This is a genomic window from Janthinobacterium sp. GL_088, assembly GCF_057837845.1.
The window spans coordinates 6,052,214-6,068,527 of the sequence record NZ_CM174453.1 but is presented as its reverse complement, the minus strand read 5'-3'; the positions used below and the strand labels follow the sequence as shown (position 1 = coordinate 6,068,527).

At 62.1% G+C, this 16,314-nt stretch carries 13 protein-coding genes, 1 tRNA gene and 1 pseudogene; 3 read left to right on the top strand and 12 right to left on the bottom strand.

The features are described 5' to 3' along the window. Positions 1-43 precede the first annotated feature (43 nt). The 4 genes from AC3IQ7_RS27090 to AC3IQ7_RS27075 form a co-directional block, all read right to left on the bottom strand. Complete coding sequence (locus tag AC3IQ7_RS27090) at positions 44-913, bottom strand: hypothetical protein (protein WP_489207821.1); 870 nt, start codon at positions 911-913, stop codon at positions 44-46. Between the two features lie 69 nt (positions 914-982). Then, positions 983-1,819: a universal stress protein gene (locus tag AC3IQ7_RS27085; RefSeq protein ID WP_099376404.1), complete on the bottom strand. Its 837-nt coding sequence runs from the start codon at positions 1,817-1,819 to the stop codon at positions 983-985. A 312-nt stretch (positions 1,820-2,131) separates the two neighbouring features. Then, the gene (locus AC3IQ7_RS27080; RefSeq protein ID WP_489207820.1) at positions 2,132-3,145 is read right to left on the bottom strand and encodes a response regulator; all 1,014 of its coding nucleotides are present in this window, start codon (positions 3,143-3,145) and stop codon (positions 2,132-2,134) included. Next, positions 3,142-6,492: an MHYT domain-containing protein gene (locus AC3IQ7_RS27075; RefSeq protein WP_489207819.1), complete on the bottom strand. Its 3,351-nt coding sequence runs from the start codon at positions 6,490-6,492 to the stop codon at positions 3,142-3,144. Before AC3IQ7_RS27075 ends, AC3IQ7_RS27080 begins: the two co-directional genes overlap by 4 nt. 293 nt (positions 6,493-6,785) lie before the next feature. Here AC3IQ7_RS27075 and AC3IQ7_RS27070 point away from each other — a divergent pair, with 293 nt between their 5' ends. After that, positions 6,786-7,589, top strand: coding sequence for a class I SAM-dependent methyltransferase (locus AC3IQ7_RS27070; RefSeq protein WP_489207818.1), 804 nt, complete (start codon positions 6,786-6,788; stop codon positions 7,587-7,589). A 3-nt stretch (positions 7,590-7,592) separates the two neighbouring features. On the opposite strand, the gene AC3IQ7_RS27065 is transcribed toward AC3IQ7_RS27070, so the two are convergent. The 3 genes from AC3IQ7_RS27065 to AC3IQ7_RS27055 form a co-directional block, all read right to left on the bottom strand. Next, positions 7,593-8,093 carry a hypothetical protein gene (locus AC3IQ7_RS27065; protein WP_489207817.1) on the bottom strand — a complete coding sequence of 167 codons (501 nt, stop codon included), beginning with the start codon at positions 8,091-8,093 and terminating at the stop codon, positions 7,593-7,595. 64 nt (positions 8,094-8,157) lie between these two features. Beyond that, positions 8,158-8,880, bottom strand: a complete 723-nt coding sequence (locus AC3IQ7_RS27060; protein ID WP_489207816.1) for a M56 family metallopeptidase — start codon at positions 8,878-8,880, stop codon at positions 8,158-8,160. A 31-nt stretch (positions 8,881-8,911) separates the two neighbouring features. Beyond that, on the bottom strand, positions 8,912-9,328 hold the full coding sequence (locus AC3IQ7_RS27055; RefSeq protein WP_489207814.1) for a GNAT family N-acetyltransferase: 417 nt from the start codon (positions 9,326-9,328) through the stop codon (positions 8,912-8,914). Between the two features lie 127 nt (positions 9,329-9,455). Here AC3IQ7_RS27055 and AC3IQ7_RS27050 point away from each other — a divergent pair, with 127 nt between their 5' ends. Beyond that, positions 9,456-9,848, top strand: a complete 393-nt coding sequence (locus tag AC3IQ7_RS27050) for an Imm10 family immunity protein (protein ID WP_489207813.1) — start codon at positions 9,456-9,458, stop codon at positions 9,846-9,848. Between the two features lie 69 nt (positions 9,849-9,917). After that, positions 9,918-10,499: pseudogene (locus AC3IQ7_RS27045) on the top strand (NnrU family protein). Between the two features lie 299 nt (positions 10,500-10,798). Here AC3IQ7_RS27045 and AC3IQ7_RS27040 read toward each other — a convergent pair. The 5 genes from AC3IQ7_RS27040 to AC3IQ7_RS27020 form a co-directional block, all read right to left on the bottom strand. Further along, on the bottom strand, positions 10,799-11,848 hold the full coding sequence (locus tag AC3IQ7_RS27040) for a hypothetical protein (RefSeq protein WP_489207812.1): 1,050 nt from the start codon (positions 11,846-11,848) through the stop codon (positions 10,799-10,801). Beyond that, the gene (locus AC3IQ7_RS27035) at positions 11,835-13,265 is read right to left on the bottom strand and encodes an MBOAT family O-acyltransferase (RefSeq protein ID WP_489207811.1); all 1,431 of its coding nucleotides are present in this window, start codon (positions 13,263-13,265) and stop codon (positions 11,835-11,837) included. Before AC3IQ7_RS27035 ends, AC3IQ7_RS27040 begins: the two co-directional genes overlap by 14 nt. Before the next feature lie 4 nt (positions 13,266-13,269). Then, positions 13,270-14,331, bottom strand: a complete 1,062-nt coding sequence (locus tag AC3IQ7_RS27030; RefSeq protein ID WP_489207810.1) for a hypothetical protein — start codon at positions 14,329-14,331, stop codon at positions 13,270-13,272. 405 nt (positions 14,332-14,736) lie between these two features. Next, positions 14,737-14,823 (bottom strand) — tRNA-Leu (locus AC3IQ7_RS27025). Between the two features lie 90 nt (positions 14,824-14,913). Beyond that, positions 14,914-16,230: an enoyl ACP reductase FabMG family protein gene (locus tag AC3IQ7_RS27020; RefSeq protein WP_322426027.1), complete on the bottom strand. Its 1,317-nt coding sequence runs from the start codon at positions 16,228-16,230 to the stop codon at positions 14,914-14,916. Positions 16,231-16,314: the final 84 nt, after the last annotated feature.

Genomic DNA, 16,314 nt, shown 5'->3' with positions numbered 1-16,314 from the left:
GCTCATGAAAAGCCGCCCCGTCCGCAAGGAGGGGCGGTTTTTTTTATATTGGCGCCACGGGCAGAGTCGTGGTGGCTGGATGGCGGCGCAGGTAATAGTGGCGGTACAACATGATCTCGCCCCACACCAGCAGCAGCGCCGCCAGCGCGAACAGGCCCAGCGTGATCTTGAGCGAATTGAAATAGGCGCCGGCCTGGCGTTTGACGGCGTCGATGAAAATCATCGGCACTGATTTGTCGAGTTTGCTGAAGTCGGCCTGGCGCGCCACATCGGTGGTCAGGCGTACGGCCAGGTCGGTACCCAGACTGGCCAGTTCGCCCGTCGCCTGGCCACGGAAACCGGCGCCCTTGAGCGCTTCGCCCAGCACAGTTGCCCTGGCGATCAGTTGTTCCTGCAGCACCTGCGTCAGCAGCACGCTGCCGCGGCGCAGGATGAATTCATTGATCCAGCGCGCCTTGCTGCGTTCCCAGTAACTGCCTGATGTAGGCCGGTAATACATGTCTTGCACGAAGGGTTCGATCAGGGTGCGCATGCTGATAGCCTGGCCCGGGGCGATCAGCCTGACCTGCTGTTCCAGGTAGACGCGCAGCGCCGGCATTTGCGCTTCGACCACCGGCTGCAGGTCGCGCTCGAGGGCCTGGTTGACCACGCGGTGCACGCTGTGCACGGCGCCAAACCCGCCACCGAGCAGCGGCAGCGCGACCAGGATCAGCACATAGCTAAGCTTGGCGGCCACATGCCAGGCGGGCGGACGGCGCACCAGCAGGCATTTTCTGGCCAGCTGGTAGCAGATGCCGACCGCCAGCACAAAGCCGATCACGCCATACAGCAGCATCCACGGCAGGACTGTCCACAGCAGGTCGCTGCCGAACGGCGCCAGGGTGCTACTCCAATTGAGCAGTTGTTGCTTCATGTACATTGCCTTGAGGTAAGTAATCAGGCAATTATAGCTATTTAGCAAATAAACATGGCGCGCTTGACGTCAATGCGCCATCAGCACCGGTACCGTCATCTGGCGCAGCACCGTTTCCGTCACGCCGCCCAATAAAATTTCGCGGAAGCGCGCGTGGCCGTAGCCGCCCATCACCAGCAAGTCCGCATGCACTTCGGCGGCCATGGCCAGCAGCGCCGCGCCGATGTCGCCCGTGGTGATGGCCGAACGCACTTCGACGGGCACGCCATGGCGGCTCAGGTAGGCGGCGATGTCGGCACCCGGGTGGCGTGCCGGTTGCGCGTGGCCGGCCGGCGGGTGCAGCAGGGCCAGCACCACCAGGCGCGCCGCGCGCAAGAGGGGCAGGGCGTGGCCGATGGCGCGCGTCGCTTCCATGCTGCCATCCCAGGCCACCACGACGGTGTTGTCCACTTGCGTGAATTGGCCGCTGCGCGGCAGGATCAGCACGGGACGGGCCGCGTTCAGCATCACGTAGGGCACCAGGTCGCTCATGGCGCCGGGCAGGGCTTCGCTGTCGTCGTGCTGGCTGAGCACCGTCAAGTCGCTGTAGCGGGCGCTGACGGCCATGCCGCCATCTTCGTCGTCTTCGATCAGGCGCCGCTCCAGCGAGGCGGCGCCAGCCTGGCGCGCCAGCGTTTCAAACTGGTCGAGCGCCTGATCCGCCTGCCCATGCAAGGCTGAAATCTGCGCCGCCACGGCGCCGCCGCGCATGCCGCGGTTGTTTTCCAGGTAAAAGCGCGACAGGCCCGTCATGGCCGCGCCGATCAGGTGCGCCTGGTGCGCGTGTGCCAGCCGTGCCGCGATGGCGATGCGCTGCGGCGCATGGCGCGACAGGTCGGCGTGGACGAGGATGGATTTGTAAGCCATGGTGTCGCTCGGTAGTCATGATGGCAACAAGGCTAGAACGGCAACAGGGGCAAGTCCAGCATTGCCGTGCTGACCAGGGCTTTTCTTTTGCTGGGCTTGATATGGGTCAAAAAAATCCCGGGCATGGCCATCTGCAAGGCCACAGCCCGGAAATTGCGAGTTGTTTGATGTGCGTCAAAATGCCTGGCCCATAGCCAGCCATAATGGGATTGAACTCCTTGCTCTTCCAGTGGTCTGCATCGGCGCCGGCGCCATCTGTCCGGCACTTGTTTGTGTGACGCAACAACGCTGGCCGTGGCGGGAGTTCCCTCTTCAAGCCGGCGCGTGGTGTTCCTCTTTCTCTGCCCAGCGCAGCCGGATGGCGTCGATGGCGGGCAGTTCCTCGACAAACAGGTCGACCAGGCGCGCATCGAAATGGCTGTTTTTTTGCGCTTGCAGATAGCCCATGGCGTCCAGTACTGACCAGGCGCGCTTGTACGGGCGCACCGAGGTCAGCGCGTCGAAGACGTCGACCACGGCGATGATGCGCCCGGCCAGGGGGATCGCTTCGCCCGCCAAGCCGTTCGGGTAACCGCTGCCATCCCATTTTTCATGGTGCGACAGGGCGATTGCGCGCGCCAGCGCCAGCATGCCGCCTTCGGCATGTTCGCCGATGATGTCGCCGCCGATGCGCGCGTGCGTCTGCATGATGGCCCATTCGTCGGCGTCGAGCTTGCCCGGCTTTTGCAGGATGCGGTCGGGAATGCCGATCTTGCCCACGTCGTGCATGGGCGCCGCGTGCAGCAGGTCGTCTGCGGCGGCCTCGTCCATGCCGGCGGCCACGCCCAGCAGGCGCGCGTAATGGCTCATGCGGATCACGTGCAAGCCTGTTTCATTGTCCTTGTATTCGGCCGCCAGCCCCAGGCGCTGGACGATCTGCAGACGCGTTTCCTTCAGCTCGTCGATGCGCACCAGCGACAGGTGCGTGCGCACGCGGGCGCGCACGATGGCGGGGCTGAGCGGTTTGGTGATGTAATCGACGGCGCCCGCTTCGAAACCGCTGAGTTCATCGCGCATGTCGTTCAGGGCCGTGACGAAAATGACGGGGATGGCGGCCGTCAGCGGCGCCGCTTTCAGCTGGCGGCAGGCGTCGTGGCCGCTCATGCCGGGCATCATCACGTCGAGCAGGATCAGCGCCGGGCGCTCCTGTTGCGCCAGTGCCAACGCCCGCGCGCCATCCTTGGCGAACAGCAGCGCGTAGTCGTTCTGCAAGATCTGGCGCAGCAACTGCAAATTGGCCGCCTCATCATCGACGACGAGAATCACGGGCCGGGCTGATGCATTCATGGGGACTCCGGGGCGTAGGTGTGCAGCAAGTCGTGCAGCAGCGACTGTGCCAGGGGGAAATCAAAGTCGTCGATGGCGTGCAGCAGCGGTACCAGGTCGTCCGCTTGCGCGCCCATGGCATGCTGCAACTGTGCTTGCGCTGTGTCATCGAGTTCGCCGCGCCGCAAGGCGCTTAATAGTGCACTGGCCGCTTGCCGGGCGGCGGGCGCGTCGATGGCAGTCGCCGTTGCCGCCGGTAAGGCAGGCGGCGCCAGCCGGGCGATGGCGGCCAGGGCCGCCGGCCATTGCGTCAGCAGGGCGCCCAGCGTCTCGTCGAGCTGCTGTGCCGTGGCGGGACCGGGGCTGGCGCAGCATTGCTCCAGCGCCGCCAGGCTGGCGGCCAGTTGCTCCAGGCCGAGGTTGGCCGCCACGCCGCGCAGTTTGTGACTCTGAGGCAAGAGCGTTGCATGGTCGCGCGCCTCGATGGCGGCCAGCAGGGCAGGCGGCAGGCGGGGATGCTCGCCTCCGAAACGGGCCAGCGCCGCGCGGTAGGCGCTGTCGTTGCCGGCCCAGCGCTGCAGGGCGCCCGCATGGTGCAGCACCCGTCCGCCAGCGGGCGCCGGCGCGTGGCTATCGTCGGCGGGTTCCGCCGCCAGGCCCAGCACGCGGGCGATTTCCTGCGACAGCGCCTGCCATTCGACGGGCTTGGTGGCAAAACCGTCCATGCCGGCCGCCCGCGCCGCCTTGCGGTGCGCATCGAGCACGCTGGCCGTCATGGCGATCACGGGCACGCGCGGGCGGCCATCGCGCAGGGCGGCGGCGCGGATGGCTTGCGTGGCGGCCAGGCCATCCATGCGCGGCATTTGCAAGTCCAGCAGCAGCACGTCGAAGTTGTCCTGTTGCGCCAGCTGCAAGGCTTGCGCGCCATCGCCGGCCGTGATTACCGTGTGGCCGCGCTTGCCCAATAACAAGCTCAGCAGTTCCAGGTTTTGCGGCACGTCGTCGGCGGCCAGCACGCGCAGGGGCGGCAAGCGCACGCTGCGGCGTTCGCTGGCCGGCAGCGCCGCCTGGCGTGCCTGCAACAAGGGCAGCATGACGTGGAACACGCTGCCATGCGGCAAGGCGGCGTCGGCCCAGATGCGCCCCTGCATCAGGGTCACCAACTGCCGGCTGATGGTGGTGCCCAGGCCCGTGCCGCCAAAGCGCCGCGTGGTCGAGGCGTCGGCCTGCACGAACGGATCAAAAATGGCGTCGCGCCGTTCCGCGGGGATACCGATGCCGCTGTCCTGCACCAGCAGGTGCAACTGGCCATCGTCGCGGCGCGCCGTCAGGCTGACGGCGCCGCCGGGCGTGAACTTGATGGCGTTGTCGAGCAGGTTGCCCAGCACTTGCCGCATGCGCAATTCGTCTCCATGCAGCATGGCCGGCAGTTGCGGGTCGTACTGCACCTCCACGCGCAAACCTTTGGCGCGTGCATGGATGCCATACGTGGAGGCCAGCTCATCGACCAGCGCCAGCAGGCTGTAGTCGCGCAATTCCAGCGCCACGGCTCCCTTGTCCAGCTTGGCCGTGTCGAGCACTTCGTTGAGCAGGCGCAATAGCGAGCGGCCGGACTGGCGCACGGTATCGAGGTGGCGCCGCTGTTCCGGCGCCAGCGGCGAGTCGAGCAGCACATCGGTAAAGCCGAGGATGGAATTCATCGGCGTGCGGATTTCATGGCTCATGTTGGCGACAAAGCTGGCCCGCGTGGCGGCTGCCAGCTCCGCTTTTTCCTTGGCCATGCGCAAGTCTTCCTCCATCTGCCGCCGCTCGCTGATGTCGAGGATGACGCCGTCGACCCAGCGCACGGCGCCTGCCGCATCGTGCACCACGGTGCCCCGCTCCCACAGCCAGCGCGCCGTGCCGTCGGCATGCAGCAAGCGGTATTCGAGCAGGTAGGGCTCGCCGCTGGCGACGCTGCGCTTGAAGACGTCGATGACGTAGGCGCGCTCTTCGCTGGCGATCATGCCCGTGATGCTGCGGCGCGGCGCCGCGCCGAGAAAATCGGCGGGCGGATAGCCGGTGATGGCTTCCACGCCATCGCTGACGAACAGCATGGGCTGGTTTTCCGCCGTGGTACAGCGAAAGGCGATGCCGGGAATATTGCCGATCAGCGAGCGCAACTGCTGCTCGCTTTCGCGCAGGGCGGCCAGCATGGCGCGCCGTTCGCTGATGTCCGTAATGAACAGCACATATAAATCCTGGTCGGCCAGGCGCGCGCTGGCCATCGAGCGCTGCACGGCGACCGGGGCGCCATCCTTGCGCAGGTAGATGATTTCCTCGCTGGTGTGGACCATCTCGCCTTCGCCCGTGCGCAGGTAGTGCAGCAGGCCGTGCTGTTCCGACTGGCGCACGTCGCTGACCAGCACGCTGACATGGCGGCCGACAATTTCCGCCGACCGCCAGCCGAGGATGCGCTCGGCAGCGCCGTTGAAGTCGACGATGTTGCCGTGCCGGTCGATGGTGATGACGCCGTCGACCGTGCTCGTCAGCAGCGAACGGGTCCAGTGTTCGCTCTGGTTCAGGTGGCGAAACAGTTCGCGGTAACGCAAGATGCCCACGGCCGAGGCGACGAGGATCGTCAGGGCGATGGTCAGCAGGGTCACGCTGACCACCAGCATGGGCCGGTTGGCATCGGCATCATTGCCTGGGGGAATCGTCCCCACGAAGCGGGCCGCCTGCATGCCCATGTAATGCATCCCGGCAATCGCAGAGCCCATGACGCAGGCGCTGATCAGCGTGCGCTGCGACGAGGGCACGCGGCTGCTCCAGCCGCGCAGGCCGAAACGTATCCACAGGGCCAGGGTGGCCAGCGCTACGGCAACGACGAGCGACAGCGCGAACAGCAGCGGATCGTAGCGCAGTGACAGGCCCATGCGCATGGCGTGCATGCCCGTGTAATGCATGGCGCCAATGCCCAGGCCCACCAGCAAGCCGCTGCGCAGCAGCAGCGGCGCCGTGACGGCGCGCCGGCTGATGGTGGCCAGGGCCACGAATGAGGCCGCCACGCTGGGCACGATGGACAGCAAGGTCAGGCCGGGATCGTAGGCGACGCTGGTGCCCAGCTCGAAGGCCAGCATGCCGATGAAATGCATGGCCCACACGCCGCAGCCCAGCACCAGGCTGCCGGCGAGCAGGCACAGCAAGTGCAAGCGGCGGCTGATGCTCGCCTGCGCGCGGCTGTAAGCCGTCATCTGGAAAGCCATCCACGACGTGAAAATGGCGATCACGAGCGACAGCAGCACGAGTCCCGGCGCATGCTGGCCATGCTGCAACTGGGCCGGGTCGGCGGGAAGATGGAACAGGTGCTGGACGCTGGCAGGTATCATCGTAGGAAACAGGTGACGCGTTTGGCGCTGGCGTGGGCGCCTGCCGCCACGGCGGGTGATCGATGCGGATTACCTTACCAGATTTCCGGAAACAAATATCTTAATTGTAATTATTTTCCCTGTCGTGCAAGCGGCAAGGTGGAGCCGGACACCAGTCAATCATTGCTGTGCCCCACGACAGCTGCCATCGCGGGAAAGAAGTTGCAACTGAGAATTGTGTGGTTTTCTTGCAAACGGCGACGTCCCGCCAAGTCATGCTACATTCACCGCCTGTTTTTTCTGAAAGGATGAAGATGCCTTTAAGTAACAACTTCTTGCGGCATAATCAGCAAGCCTGGGATGCCCAGGCGGCGCAAAATAGTCCGTGGTCGCAGCCGGTCGACAGCGCCACCATCGCCGCGGCCCGCGCCGGGCAGTGGCAAATTCATTTGACGCCCGGCCCGCTGCCGGCCGGCTGGCTGGACGCCGTGCACGGCAAGCGCATCCTGTGTCTGGCCGGCGCCGGCGGGCAGCAGGCGCCCGTGCTGGCGGCTGCCGGCGCGCATGTCACCGTGTTCGATTTGTCCGGGCAGCAACTGGCGCAAGACCGCATGGTGGCAGAACGTGACGGCTTGCAGCTGGCCACGGTGCAGGGCGACATGCGCGACCTGGGTTGTTTTGCCGAGGCCAGTTTCGATGTCATCGTCCATCCAGTATCGAACCAGTACGTGCCCGACATCGCCCCCGTATGGCGCGAATGCGCGCGCGTGCTGGCCGACGGCGGCGTGCTGCTGAGCAGTTTCTTCAATCCGGCCGTATTCATCGGCGACCGCGATCCGCAATGGGCACAGCAGGGCTTGATACGGCCCCGTTTCGTGCTGCCGTATTCGGATCTGGAGGATATGGACGCCGATGCGCTGGCATCGTGCATGGAGAAGGGCGAGGCGCTGATCTTCGGCCATGGCCTGGACAGCCAGATCGGCGGCCAGCTGGCGGCGGGCTTCGTGCTGGCGGGTTACCACGAGGAAATGCATCCCCACCCGCGCTTTGAAATTGAAAAATACTTGCCCAGCTTTATCGCCACGCGCGCCATCAGGCTGGCGCGCGCAGTGCAGTGATTATCAGTTGTACGGCTGCAGATCGAGCCAGACGGCATATGACAGGCGCTTGCCATTCCACAGTCCGCCGCCGCGGATGACGGCGTCGCACGAGGTCAGCTGGCCCACCAGGTCCATGCGGCCCAGGTTGCGGCGCAGGCGCAGGGCGTCGTTGTGCGACAGGTAGCCGACCAGCTGGCCATCGATGAAGACGGCGATGGCCTTGTCCTGGAATGGATTGGCATCGTCGCAGACGAGCAGGGCCAGGCATTTTTCTTCCGCATTGCCGGGACCGTGCTCGCCGGCCAGTTTGGCGATGGCGCTCTGGTACATCGCTTCGTTTTCCACTTCCGATGCAAAGCGTCCCTCGTCGCGCCAGTGATGCGCGGGTGCGCCCGCAGGGATCGCCGGCACGTACTGGCGCACCGACATGAGCGGCTTGTGCAGCGGTTTGACGGGCGTGCGGCCGCTGAAGACGTAGTACAGCAGGGCGATGACGATCACGATGGCAAGCAGGTAAAGCATGGTATCTCTCTGATTTTGAAGGGGGGAGCCGGGAGCGCGGGCTTGCCGCGCGGCGTTGCCGCTACTATAGCAAGTTCGCCGCCCGGTTCCGCGTAAATCTGGCCATCAGATGGCGGCGCCGGCGCAGTGCGCGTGGGTCGTTCAGCACGATGGGCGAGGCGCCCGTCAAGCCCGAGTAATACTGTCCGTGCTGGCGCAGGACGATGGCATAGTCGCGCGGCGCGTGGCCGTGCGCCAGCATGCGCGCGTCGCAATCGACCTCGATGGCAAAGCGCAGACGGTGCAACTGCCACCACAGGGGCAGGTTCCACGGCATGAGAATAATCAAGGCGTACGCCAGGGCCAGCAGCAGCGGATCGCGCGCGGCCAGCCGGCATTGCGCGTGCGCCAGCAGCAGCGTCTGCTGCCGGGCTGGAATCAGTTGCAGCCAGACGGGCATCACGATGCGGGGCCGCAGCAGCCCCGCCACGCAGGGGCCGATGCCGCCGCTCAGGAAGACGGGTGTGCCCAGCAATGCTGTTTTCTGCCAGCGGCGCTGGTGCGACAGCAGCCAGGCGCTGCGCAGCGCCAACAGCAGCAGCATGCCCACCGACAAGACAAACCAGCCCAGTTTCAGCTGCGCCTGTTCCGCCGGCATGGCCGCGAGCACGCCGGGCAGCCATGCCAGCGGCAAGATGGCGGACGCGGCGATGGCCGCCAGCCACAGCCAGCGCGTCGTGCGTCCGCGCCGCTGCAGCAGGCGCTCGGCGCGCCAGGCAGCAGCGCTCAACAGTAGCGCGAATGCCATGCTGCATGCCAGCCAGGCAGGCATCGGGCGCCTAGCGCTTCAGCGCCATGCCGACGGAGGCGGGCGCCGTGTGCTTGAAACCGAATTGCGCGTACAGCGCTTGCGCCTGGCCATCGGCGATCAGGCTGACATATGCGCTCTCCGGCACCTCCGTCTCGATGAATTGCGTGATTTCGCGCATGATCAGCTTGCCCAGGCCCTTGCCCTGGTGAGCGGGCAGCACGGCGATATCGACCACCTGGAAGAAGCAGCCGCCATCGCCGATGATGCGGCCCATGCCCACCACCTCGTCGCCATGCAGCACTTGCACGGCAAACAGGGAGTTCGGCAAACCCTTGGCCGCCGCATCCGTGGTTTTCGCGCTCAGGCCGGCGGCCACGCGCAGGTGCTGGTAGATGGCGCTGGAGGGGATGGCCAGGCGGGTGGTGTAGGGCGATGCTGCGGTCAAGGCGGTCTCCTGTGCAATATGGATGGAATGACCATTATAGGGGCACGCTTTATTCGCCGCGCGCTATGTTGTCCGCGCCGCTTTTGCGCTATGGTGGCGTCATCCATCCATTTGTTGAAAGCACGCCATGTCCGCAGGATTTACCGCCACCGAGTTGTCCGTCATCAATGAAGACGACGCCCTGATCACCACCCTGGCCGCGCCAGCAGGAAAAGGCGAGCCCGTCTACCTGATGCTGCAGCGCGCCGAGGAATACGACGAGCAGGACATGGCCATGGGCATGGACGAGCCGTATATTGAATACTGCGGCCAGGAATTTGCCTGGTATGGCCACATGCACGCCGTGATCCTGCATCCGAACCGCCTGTCCGTGCAGATGGATGCCGAGGCGGCCATGCAGATGGATGACGATGGCCAGATCGACGTGCGTTTCAACCTGACGCCCGAGCGCTACGCCCAGCTGCAGCAGGCACTGCGCACCACGTTCGAGGGCTGCGATTACTATCGCGAAGAACGTTGATCTGCACGGACGACGCCGGCCATGGCGTCGTCTATGCTCGATAACTGGTATTGACTGGGGAAGAAGGCGATGACGGTGCTGATACTCGGTTTGCTGCTGTTCCTCGGCTTGCACTCGGTGCGCATCGTCGCCGACGGCTGGCGCAGCGCCCAGCTGGCGCGCCTGGGCGAAAAGCGCTGGAAGGGCCTGTATTCGCTCGTGGCGTTTGCCGGCCTGGGCCTGATCATCTGGGGCTACGCCCTGGCGCGCCAGCAGCCGTAGGTGCTGTGGACGCCACCCATGGGCTTGCGCCACGCGAGCGGCCTGCTGATGCTGTTCTCACTGATTTTACTAGCGGCGGCCAATGTGCCGCGCAACCGCATCAAGACCCTGGTGCACCATCCCATGCTGCTCGGCACGCAACTCTGGGCCGTCGCGCACCTGCTGGCCAACGGCAACGTGGCCGACGTACTGCTGTTCGGCGGCTTCCTCGCCTGGTCGTCGGTCGATCTGTATGCCGCCGTGCGGCGCGACCGTGCGGCCGGCGTGGCATACCAGGGCGGCACCATGCAAGGCACCGTGATCGCCATAGTCGCGGGCTGTGTGCTGTGGCTGCTGCTGGCGTTCTGGCTGCACGGCGTGCTGTTTGGCGTGCGGCCGTTTGGATATTGAAATAGATCAAACGATATGGGGCAGCCAGCGGCTGGCTAGGTTGCTGCAGACGCACGCGTTCGAGGCCAAGCAGGCCGTCCGCGTGCAGTTGACTGCCGACGAGCGCAAGCACAGCTCCGTGTGTTTCAGCGTGATGGATACGCGGTGGGAAGGGGGAAGGCGGCTTTGGAACACCAGCTGACCCGCTAGGCGGTGGTGTGCAGGGCTGGCTTGACCGCCGCGTGGCGCCTTCGCTTGATCGGCATGCTGTTGCTAACGACCAGTTTGGCGCGACGTCCAGATGATATTTCCAGTGTGCTTCAAGGCCCGTTGCGCGACACTTCCGGGTATGGCGGATGGATCTGCGCCATTGCTGTTAGCAATTGCTTGCCCACATGTTCAGAAAAATGGATTTCATCCCAAAACGGTGGCATTTGCAGGTTATTGTCGCTTTGCCTGACGGAAACAATGTGGTTACCATCATAATCCAGGAATTTTCCATGAAATTGCTGGGCTTGCTGGGAGATATTCTCTTTAAATTGCGCAATGATTGGATCAAGACCAGCTTGTCGCACACGTGCCCGCCAGTTTGCGCTCGCAGGAAAGGTTAGCAAGATCACCTCGGTACGATTGACTTGAGCCAATTTGAAAATGTCTGCCAAATCCCTGGCATCGGCTAGTGTGGCTGGCCGCCGCTGACAGTTGGCTGCCGTTATGTCGAAGTGGCGACGAACGCTGAGTTGATGGCCTGCTGAAGGCAAGAAACTGATGTTTTCTGCGTCATGGTAAGTACCCTGTTGATCAAAATAAGCGTCCGACATGCGCGGCCCTAGTAAATTGATTTTAAGTGTTTTTACACTCTGCATTACGGCAACCATGGGATTGAGGTGCGTGAGTGCTGGTCCGAATTTTTCGGCGATGGGGGGGTAAATGTTGACGTTCACACAGGCGTTGGAAGTAAAGTAGTCCACTTCCAGATACAATTTTTTAATATGTGTATTCTTGCTGATGGCATAAAACATATCTTTTGCAACGGATATCGGCAGGCGGTCAATTCCTGCGATCATTACTTTTCCTCCAAGCAGCTGTGAGGCATCCGTAATATTGAAGCCACGCCGTACCCGGGATGAACCTAAAATCAGCACATCCGGCGCATGTAATGCACTTTTCAGTATGGCGGTGTTCATCTGGGCAGAAAATGGGATATCAAGTTTTATCTCGTTGAAACCACTTATCGCCTCTTGTTGCCAAATCTTGTACGGGTCGATCAGAAAAACGGCTGTTAACATGGTGAGTAAAATACCAGACAGAATCGCCAGCATGCACGCAAAGAAGCGTGTTGCGGATAGCTCGCTATTAAAACCCTGCATATGTAAACTCTTTGACGCTGGAAAGGTTCAGTATTGCAAAACTGAGCGCGGTGGCGGCAATGGTCGCCCAAAGAAAATTAGGCTTCCAGGAAAATTTGCTTTCAGTGGACTTTTTCAGCTGCACGCTCCATGTAGGCAAGTCCTTGGCCAGCAGATCGATTAGCGATGGTGAAAACCAGTTGAATATGATCGCGATCATGATGGCACAGATTGGAAATGCGCTATCTGGCCAGGTGGAGCCAGATCCGCCGCCCAGCAAGCCGAGAATGACGTGCCTGGCCTCCGGCCAGTCAGGTGTGGCCCACAGGCTGACAGAAAACCCGATGGCGGCCAGCGTAAATACCCTGCCGGCCCAGTGCTGCAGCTTGCCGCCTTTGCGCGAGACGAGATTCCAGCGCCGCAAGGCGTGATTGCCCGTGACCAGCAGACCCTGATAGATGCCGAAGACAAGCAAGGGAATGGTGGCGCCATGCCAGATGGCGACGGCCATCATGACCACGAACAGGGCCACATAATGCCGCCATACCTGGCGTTTTTTGGTCAGGGGACGATACAGGTAGTCGCGCATGAAGGCGCCCAGGGTCACGTGCCAGCGCGTCCAGAATTCGACGGGGCTGGAAGACTTGAAGGGGGCATGAAAATTGACGGGCAGGTGAATGCCGAACATGCGGCTGATGCCCATGGCCATTTCCGAATAACCGCAAAAATCGTAGTACGTTTCAAACAGGAAACCCAGGCAGGCGACCCAGGTCTCGACGAGGCCGATGGGGTCGCCTTGTCCCGCGCGCAGGAAAACGTCACCCTGGGCGTAGTGAAAAATGGGCGCGATACAGGATTTTTTAAACAGCCCCATGGCGAACAGGGTGAAGCCGACGGCGTAGTCGCGCGGCGCCGGACGCAAGGAGGACGATATTCCCGGTGCGGCCAGGAATTGCGGCAACATGTCCTTGTGGGAAAGCAGCGGGCCGGAAGGAAGATGGGGAAACCAGGCCACGAAGAGCGCATATTCGAGCGGATTGGTACTGCGGGCCTGCCCCCGGGCCGTATCGACCAGGAAGGCGATTTGCGTAAACGTGAAATACGAGATGCCCAGTGGGAGCACTGGAAACGTCGTCCCGGGCACGACGAAGAATTTCGCATACTTGTAAAAGGCGAGAAAACTCAGGTTCCCCGCAATCGCCAGCGCCAGGTAGCAGGTTTTCTCGCGGTTCCTGCCAATCAGGCCAGCGAGCAGCCAGTTGGCGCCCATCGACGCGCAAAATAGCAGCAGGTTGTGCGCATCATTGAGGTAATAAAAAACCAGTGAAATCAGCAGCGGCAGCAGCAGATTGAGATGGCTTTTTGACAGCAGGTGGCGGTAGGCGTACGCGGATAACGGCAGGAAGGCGAGGACAAACCAGTACGAGGTAAAACTCATCGCATTACAGGCGTGCCGTGGCCGATTGGTCGGCGTTCAAAAACAGCTTGGCCCAGATTTCCCTGACTTCCAGCCATTTGGCGAGTTCGTCCGGTTTTCTGACGGCCTCGCGGATGCGTGACAGATAGGTCGATTGTCCCATGGCATAAGCGCGGCAGTTGCTGCAATCGATATTCGAACTGCAGCACTTGCCCTTGCCCGGTTGATGGTCGACATGGACATGTACTTGCTTGGTGACGCGGAAACCGCAGTTTTTGGCGATCTTGGTGACGGGATCGATGTCGTAAAGCTTGTCGCCCGTGACCCAGTCGTCATAATGCAGGGAATATTGCACCGTTTCCGGATAGGCGACCATGGCGCGCACAATTTCCGCGCGCGCATGGGCAAAGTCGGCTTGCGTCAGGGCCAGGCTTTGCGTGGCGCTGCTAATGCGGAAATACGCCTTGTCGTTATCCACCTTGTTTTCCAGCTTGTCCAGGTAGCGGGTCGTCGGGCTGAAATAGCTGAAGGTGAGCGGCAATCCATGGCTATTGGCAAGCTCTGCCATAACCATGATCTGCTTGATATTCAGAGACGTGATGGTAAACACGCAGACGGCACGCGGGTCGTCGCGGTAATTGTTCATCGCCTTGGTCAGCACGTCGCCGGCGCGCAATGAACTACCGATTTCATCGACACCCCAGGATGAGATATGAATGCGATAAAAGATATCGTCCGGCAAGCGTATCGTGCCATTGGTAAATACGATGCCATGCGGGATGTATTTTTGCGCCGCGCGCAGCCGGTCGGGCACCAGGCTCGGCTCCGCGCCTGCCATGTAGGCCAACGTGACACCACGCGCCGCATCGGCGGCAAACAGGGCATCCCATTCGGCAAGCGAACGGCTATCTTCGTGTCCTTCGTTTTCCTCGCCCTCGAAGAACAGGCAGCCCTCGCAGCGCAAATTGCATTTGGACGCCACGTCATAGTTGGCCGCCTTGATGTTACCCAGTCGTGCATTGAGCTCACGAAAATAGGCAAAGTCATTTTGCTTCGTGTAGGACGCAAGTTCAGAGAGGGAATTCATAAGCACCGGAGGGTAAGATCGAAAAATTTATGGACATTCAACAATGCATCCTGTGCGGCGAGGCATGGCGGCGGCTTGCGTGCCCAAGCGGGAGCCGTAAAGTGGGCGACTGCCTGAGGCGCTAGTATGCCGCTTGCACAAGTAAAATGAAATATTATCTTTAAAGTAATTTACTTTCCCACCACATATTTTTATTGCAATGCAAGATTTTCTTGACAGCATGAAATACCCCATTTCTGTCGTTTGCAGGGCCTGCGCGGCCGGTGGTGCAGCGCGTGACTAGCAAGTCGGGTGCATACGTGCGCATTTGACACGGAGGGGGCAGCGAAAGTGCGGAAAATCAGGCGAAAAAAAACCACCCGATCCTGAGGATGAGTGGTTGTTTTCCAGTACTGCGATGTCTGGTGGTGCCGGGAGCCGGAATCGAACCGGCACGCTGTTTCCAGCGCGGGATTTTGAGTCCCGTGCGTCTACCTATTCCGCCATCCCGGCAACGCGAGACGCATTATCACTGATTTATCGTGATCCGGCAAGTTTTTCGCTTTACATACTGTTTAGCGCATTTGCCGGGCGTCGTGCGATTCAGTTATGCACGGAGTTCAGCTGGCGCGCGATGATGTCGTGGTTGAGCCAGACGACGGGCGCTTGCGGTTCCGACATGGCGTGGAACATCAGCGGGCCCGTGCCTTCCAGGACCAGCGAGCTCAGGTGGTCGGTGATCAGTTCCTTGCGGTCCTTGTGCAGCTTGGTGATGTCGTCCGAGGTGCCGATCATGACGTCGGCCAGCTCTGGCGTGTTGTCCATCGGCCAGGCGGCGAAGTTGCGGAACTGCACGCTGGTGGCGTCGCCGTTGTAGGCGGCGATACGGTCGAGCAAGTCTTGCAGCGAGACGCCGTCTTCCAGCAAGCCCTGGCAGGTTTTCCATTGCTCTTCTGCCCAGGCTGCGCCGCCTTCTTTTTTCAGCGCGTCGAGCAGGGGGAACAGCGACAGTTCCACGCCAACGAAAATGTCGGACGAGTTCGTGCGGATTTCCGGGCAATTGAAGACGGTGGCCTTGATGCCCTTGTCCCACGCGGCCTTGGCCACGTTTTCCAGGCGCATCTTGGCCAGGCCCTGGGTGTAGTTGCTGTAGGTTTGCCACTGGTACTTGCCGTCGATCAAGATCTCGGTGCCGTGGTAGCCGTAGGCGCTGTAGCGCACCTGGCCGCCCGTTTGCTCGATGCGGGCGCGGATGGCGGCGCTGCCGTCGATCAGGTGCTGCAGGGTGTTGGCCGTGACTTCGTCGAAGTTCATCAGGATCAATTTACCCAGGTCGCTGTCGAGCAAGGCGCGCGAGGACATGAAGCGCTCGCCGCGGCCTTTATAGATGCGGTTGGCGATGGCCAGGAAGACTTTGACTTTCGGAATGCCACCAGCCATGGTGTGGGCGAAATACACGTTGCTGCCGTCAGGAATCAGGCTGTCCAGCTCGGCCATGGCTTTTGCCACGGAAGCGCTGAAGCGGGCGATGCCGGCTTCGCGGCAACGCTCGATCTGCGCCCAGTCCAGCTTGTCTTCCTGCCAGCTTTTCAGGGTCATGTCGGCCAGCAGGGCTGTCGGCGTCGGTTCGCCGGCTGGCGCGTCGAGGTCGAAACCGGCCATCAGCGGCACATTGATGATGCGGCCGCCCAGGTTGGCTTCGGCTTCGGCCAGCTCTTCCGCGTTCAGCGGGCGCAGCGCCATGTTTTCATCGCGGCGGCCGACCGTCATGCCGACGATATTCATGCCCGCCTTGCGCGCTTCGTCCAGCAAGCCATTCACATAGCCGCGGCCGAACAGCTCGCCGAACAGCACAAAGGTGTCGCCTTTGCGGAAGATATTTTTTTGCGGGATGTCTCTCAGGGACGTGATCTCGGTCATGGTGTCAATTCATTCAAAAATTAGCAGGGCAGATGGCTGGTGCTGCTGCCCGCTGGTTCAACATAGTTGTAAATTATGCGCCAT

Coding starts and splice junctions, on each gene's coding strand:
- AC3IQ7_RS27050 (WP_489207813.1), top strand. CDS start 9,456: ATGTCCGCAGGATTTACCGCCACCGAGTTGTCCGTCATCAATGAAGAC.
- AC3IQ7_RS27065 (WP_489207817.1), bottom strand. CDS start 8,093: ATGCTTTACCTGCTTGCCATCGTGATCGTCATCGCCCTGCTGTACTAC.
- AC3IQ7_RS27075 (WP_489207819.1), bottom strand. CDS start 6,492: ATGATACCTGCCAGCGTCCAGCACCTGTTCCATCTTCCCGCCGACCCG.
- AC3IQ7_RS27070 (WP_489207818.1), top strand. CDS start 6,786: ATGCCTTTAAGTAACAACTTCTTGCGGCATAATCAGCAAGCCTGGGAT.
- AC3IQ7_RS27040 (WP_489207812.1), bottom strand. CDS start 11,848: ATGCAGGGTTTTAATAGCGAGCTATCCGCAACACGCTTCTTTGCGTGC.
- AC3IQ7_RS27085 (WP_099376404.1), bottom strand. CDS start 1,819: ATGGCTTACAAATCCATCCTCGTCCACGCCGACCTGTCGCGCCATGCG.
- AC3IQ7_RS27030 (WP_489207810.1), bottom strand. CDS start 14,331: ATGAATTCCCTCTCTGAACTTGCGTCCTACACGAAGCAAAATGACTTT.
- AC3IQ7_RS27060 (WP_489207816.1), bottom strand. CDS start 8,880: ATGGCATTCGCGCTACTGTTGAGCGCTGCTGCCTGGCGCGCCGAGCGC.
- AC3IQ7_RS27090 (WP_489207821.1), bottom strand. CDS start 913: ATGAAGCAACAACTGCTCAATTGGAGTAGCACCCTGGCGCCGTTCGGC.
- AC3IQ7_RS27035 (WP_489207811.1), bottom strand. CDS start 13,265: ATGAGTTTTACCTCGTACTGGTTTGTCCTCGCCTTCCTGCCGTTATCC.
- AC3IQ7_RS27080 (WP_489207820.1), bottom strand. CDS start 3,145: ATGAATGCATCAGCCCGGCCCGTGATTCTCGTCGTCGATGATGAGGCG.
- AC3IQ7_RS27020 (WP_322426027.1), bottom strand. CDS start 16,230: ATGACCGAGATCACGTCCCTGAGAGACATCCCGCAAAAAAATATCTTC.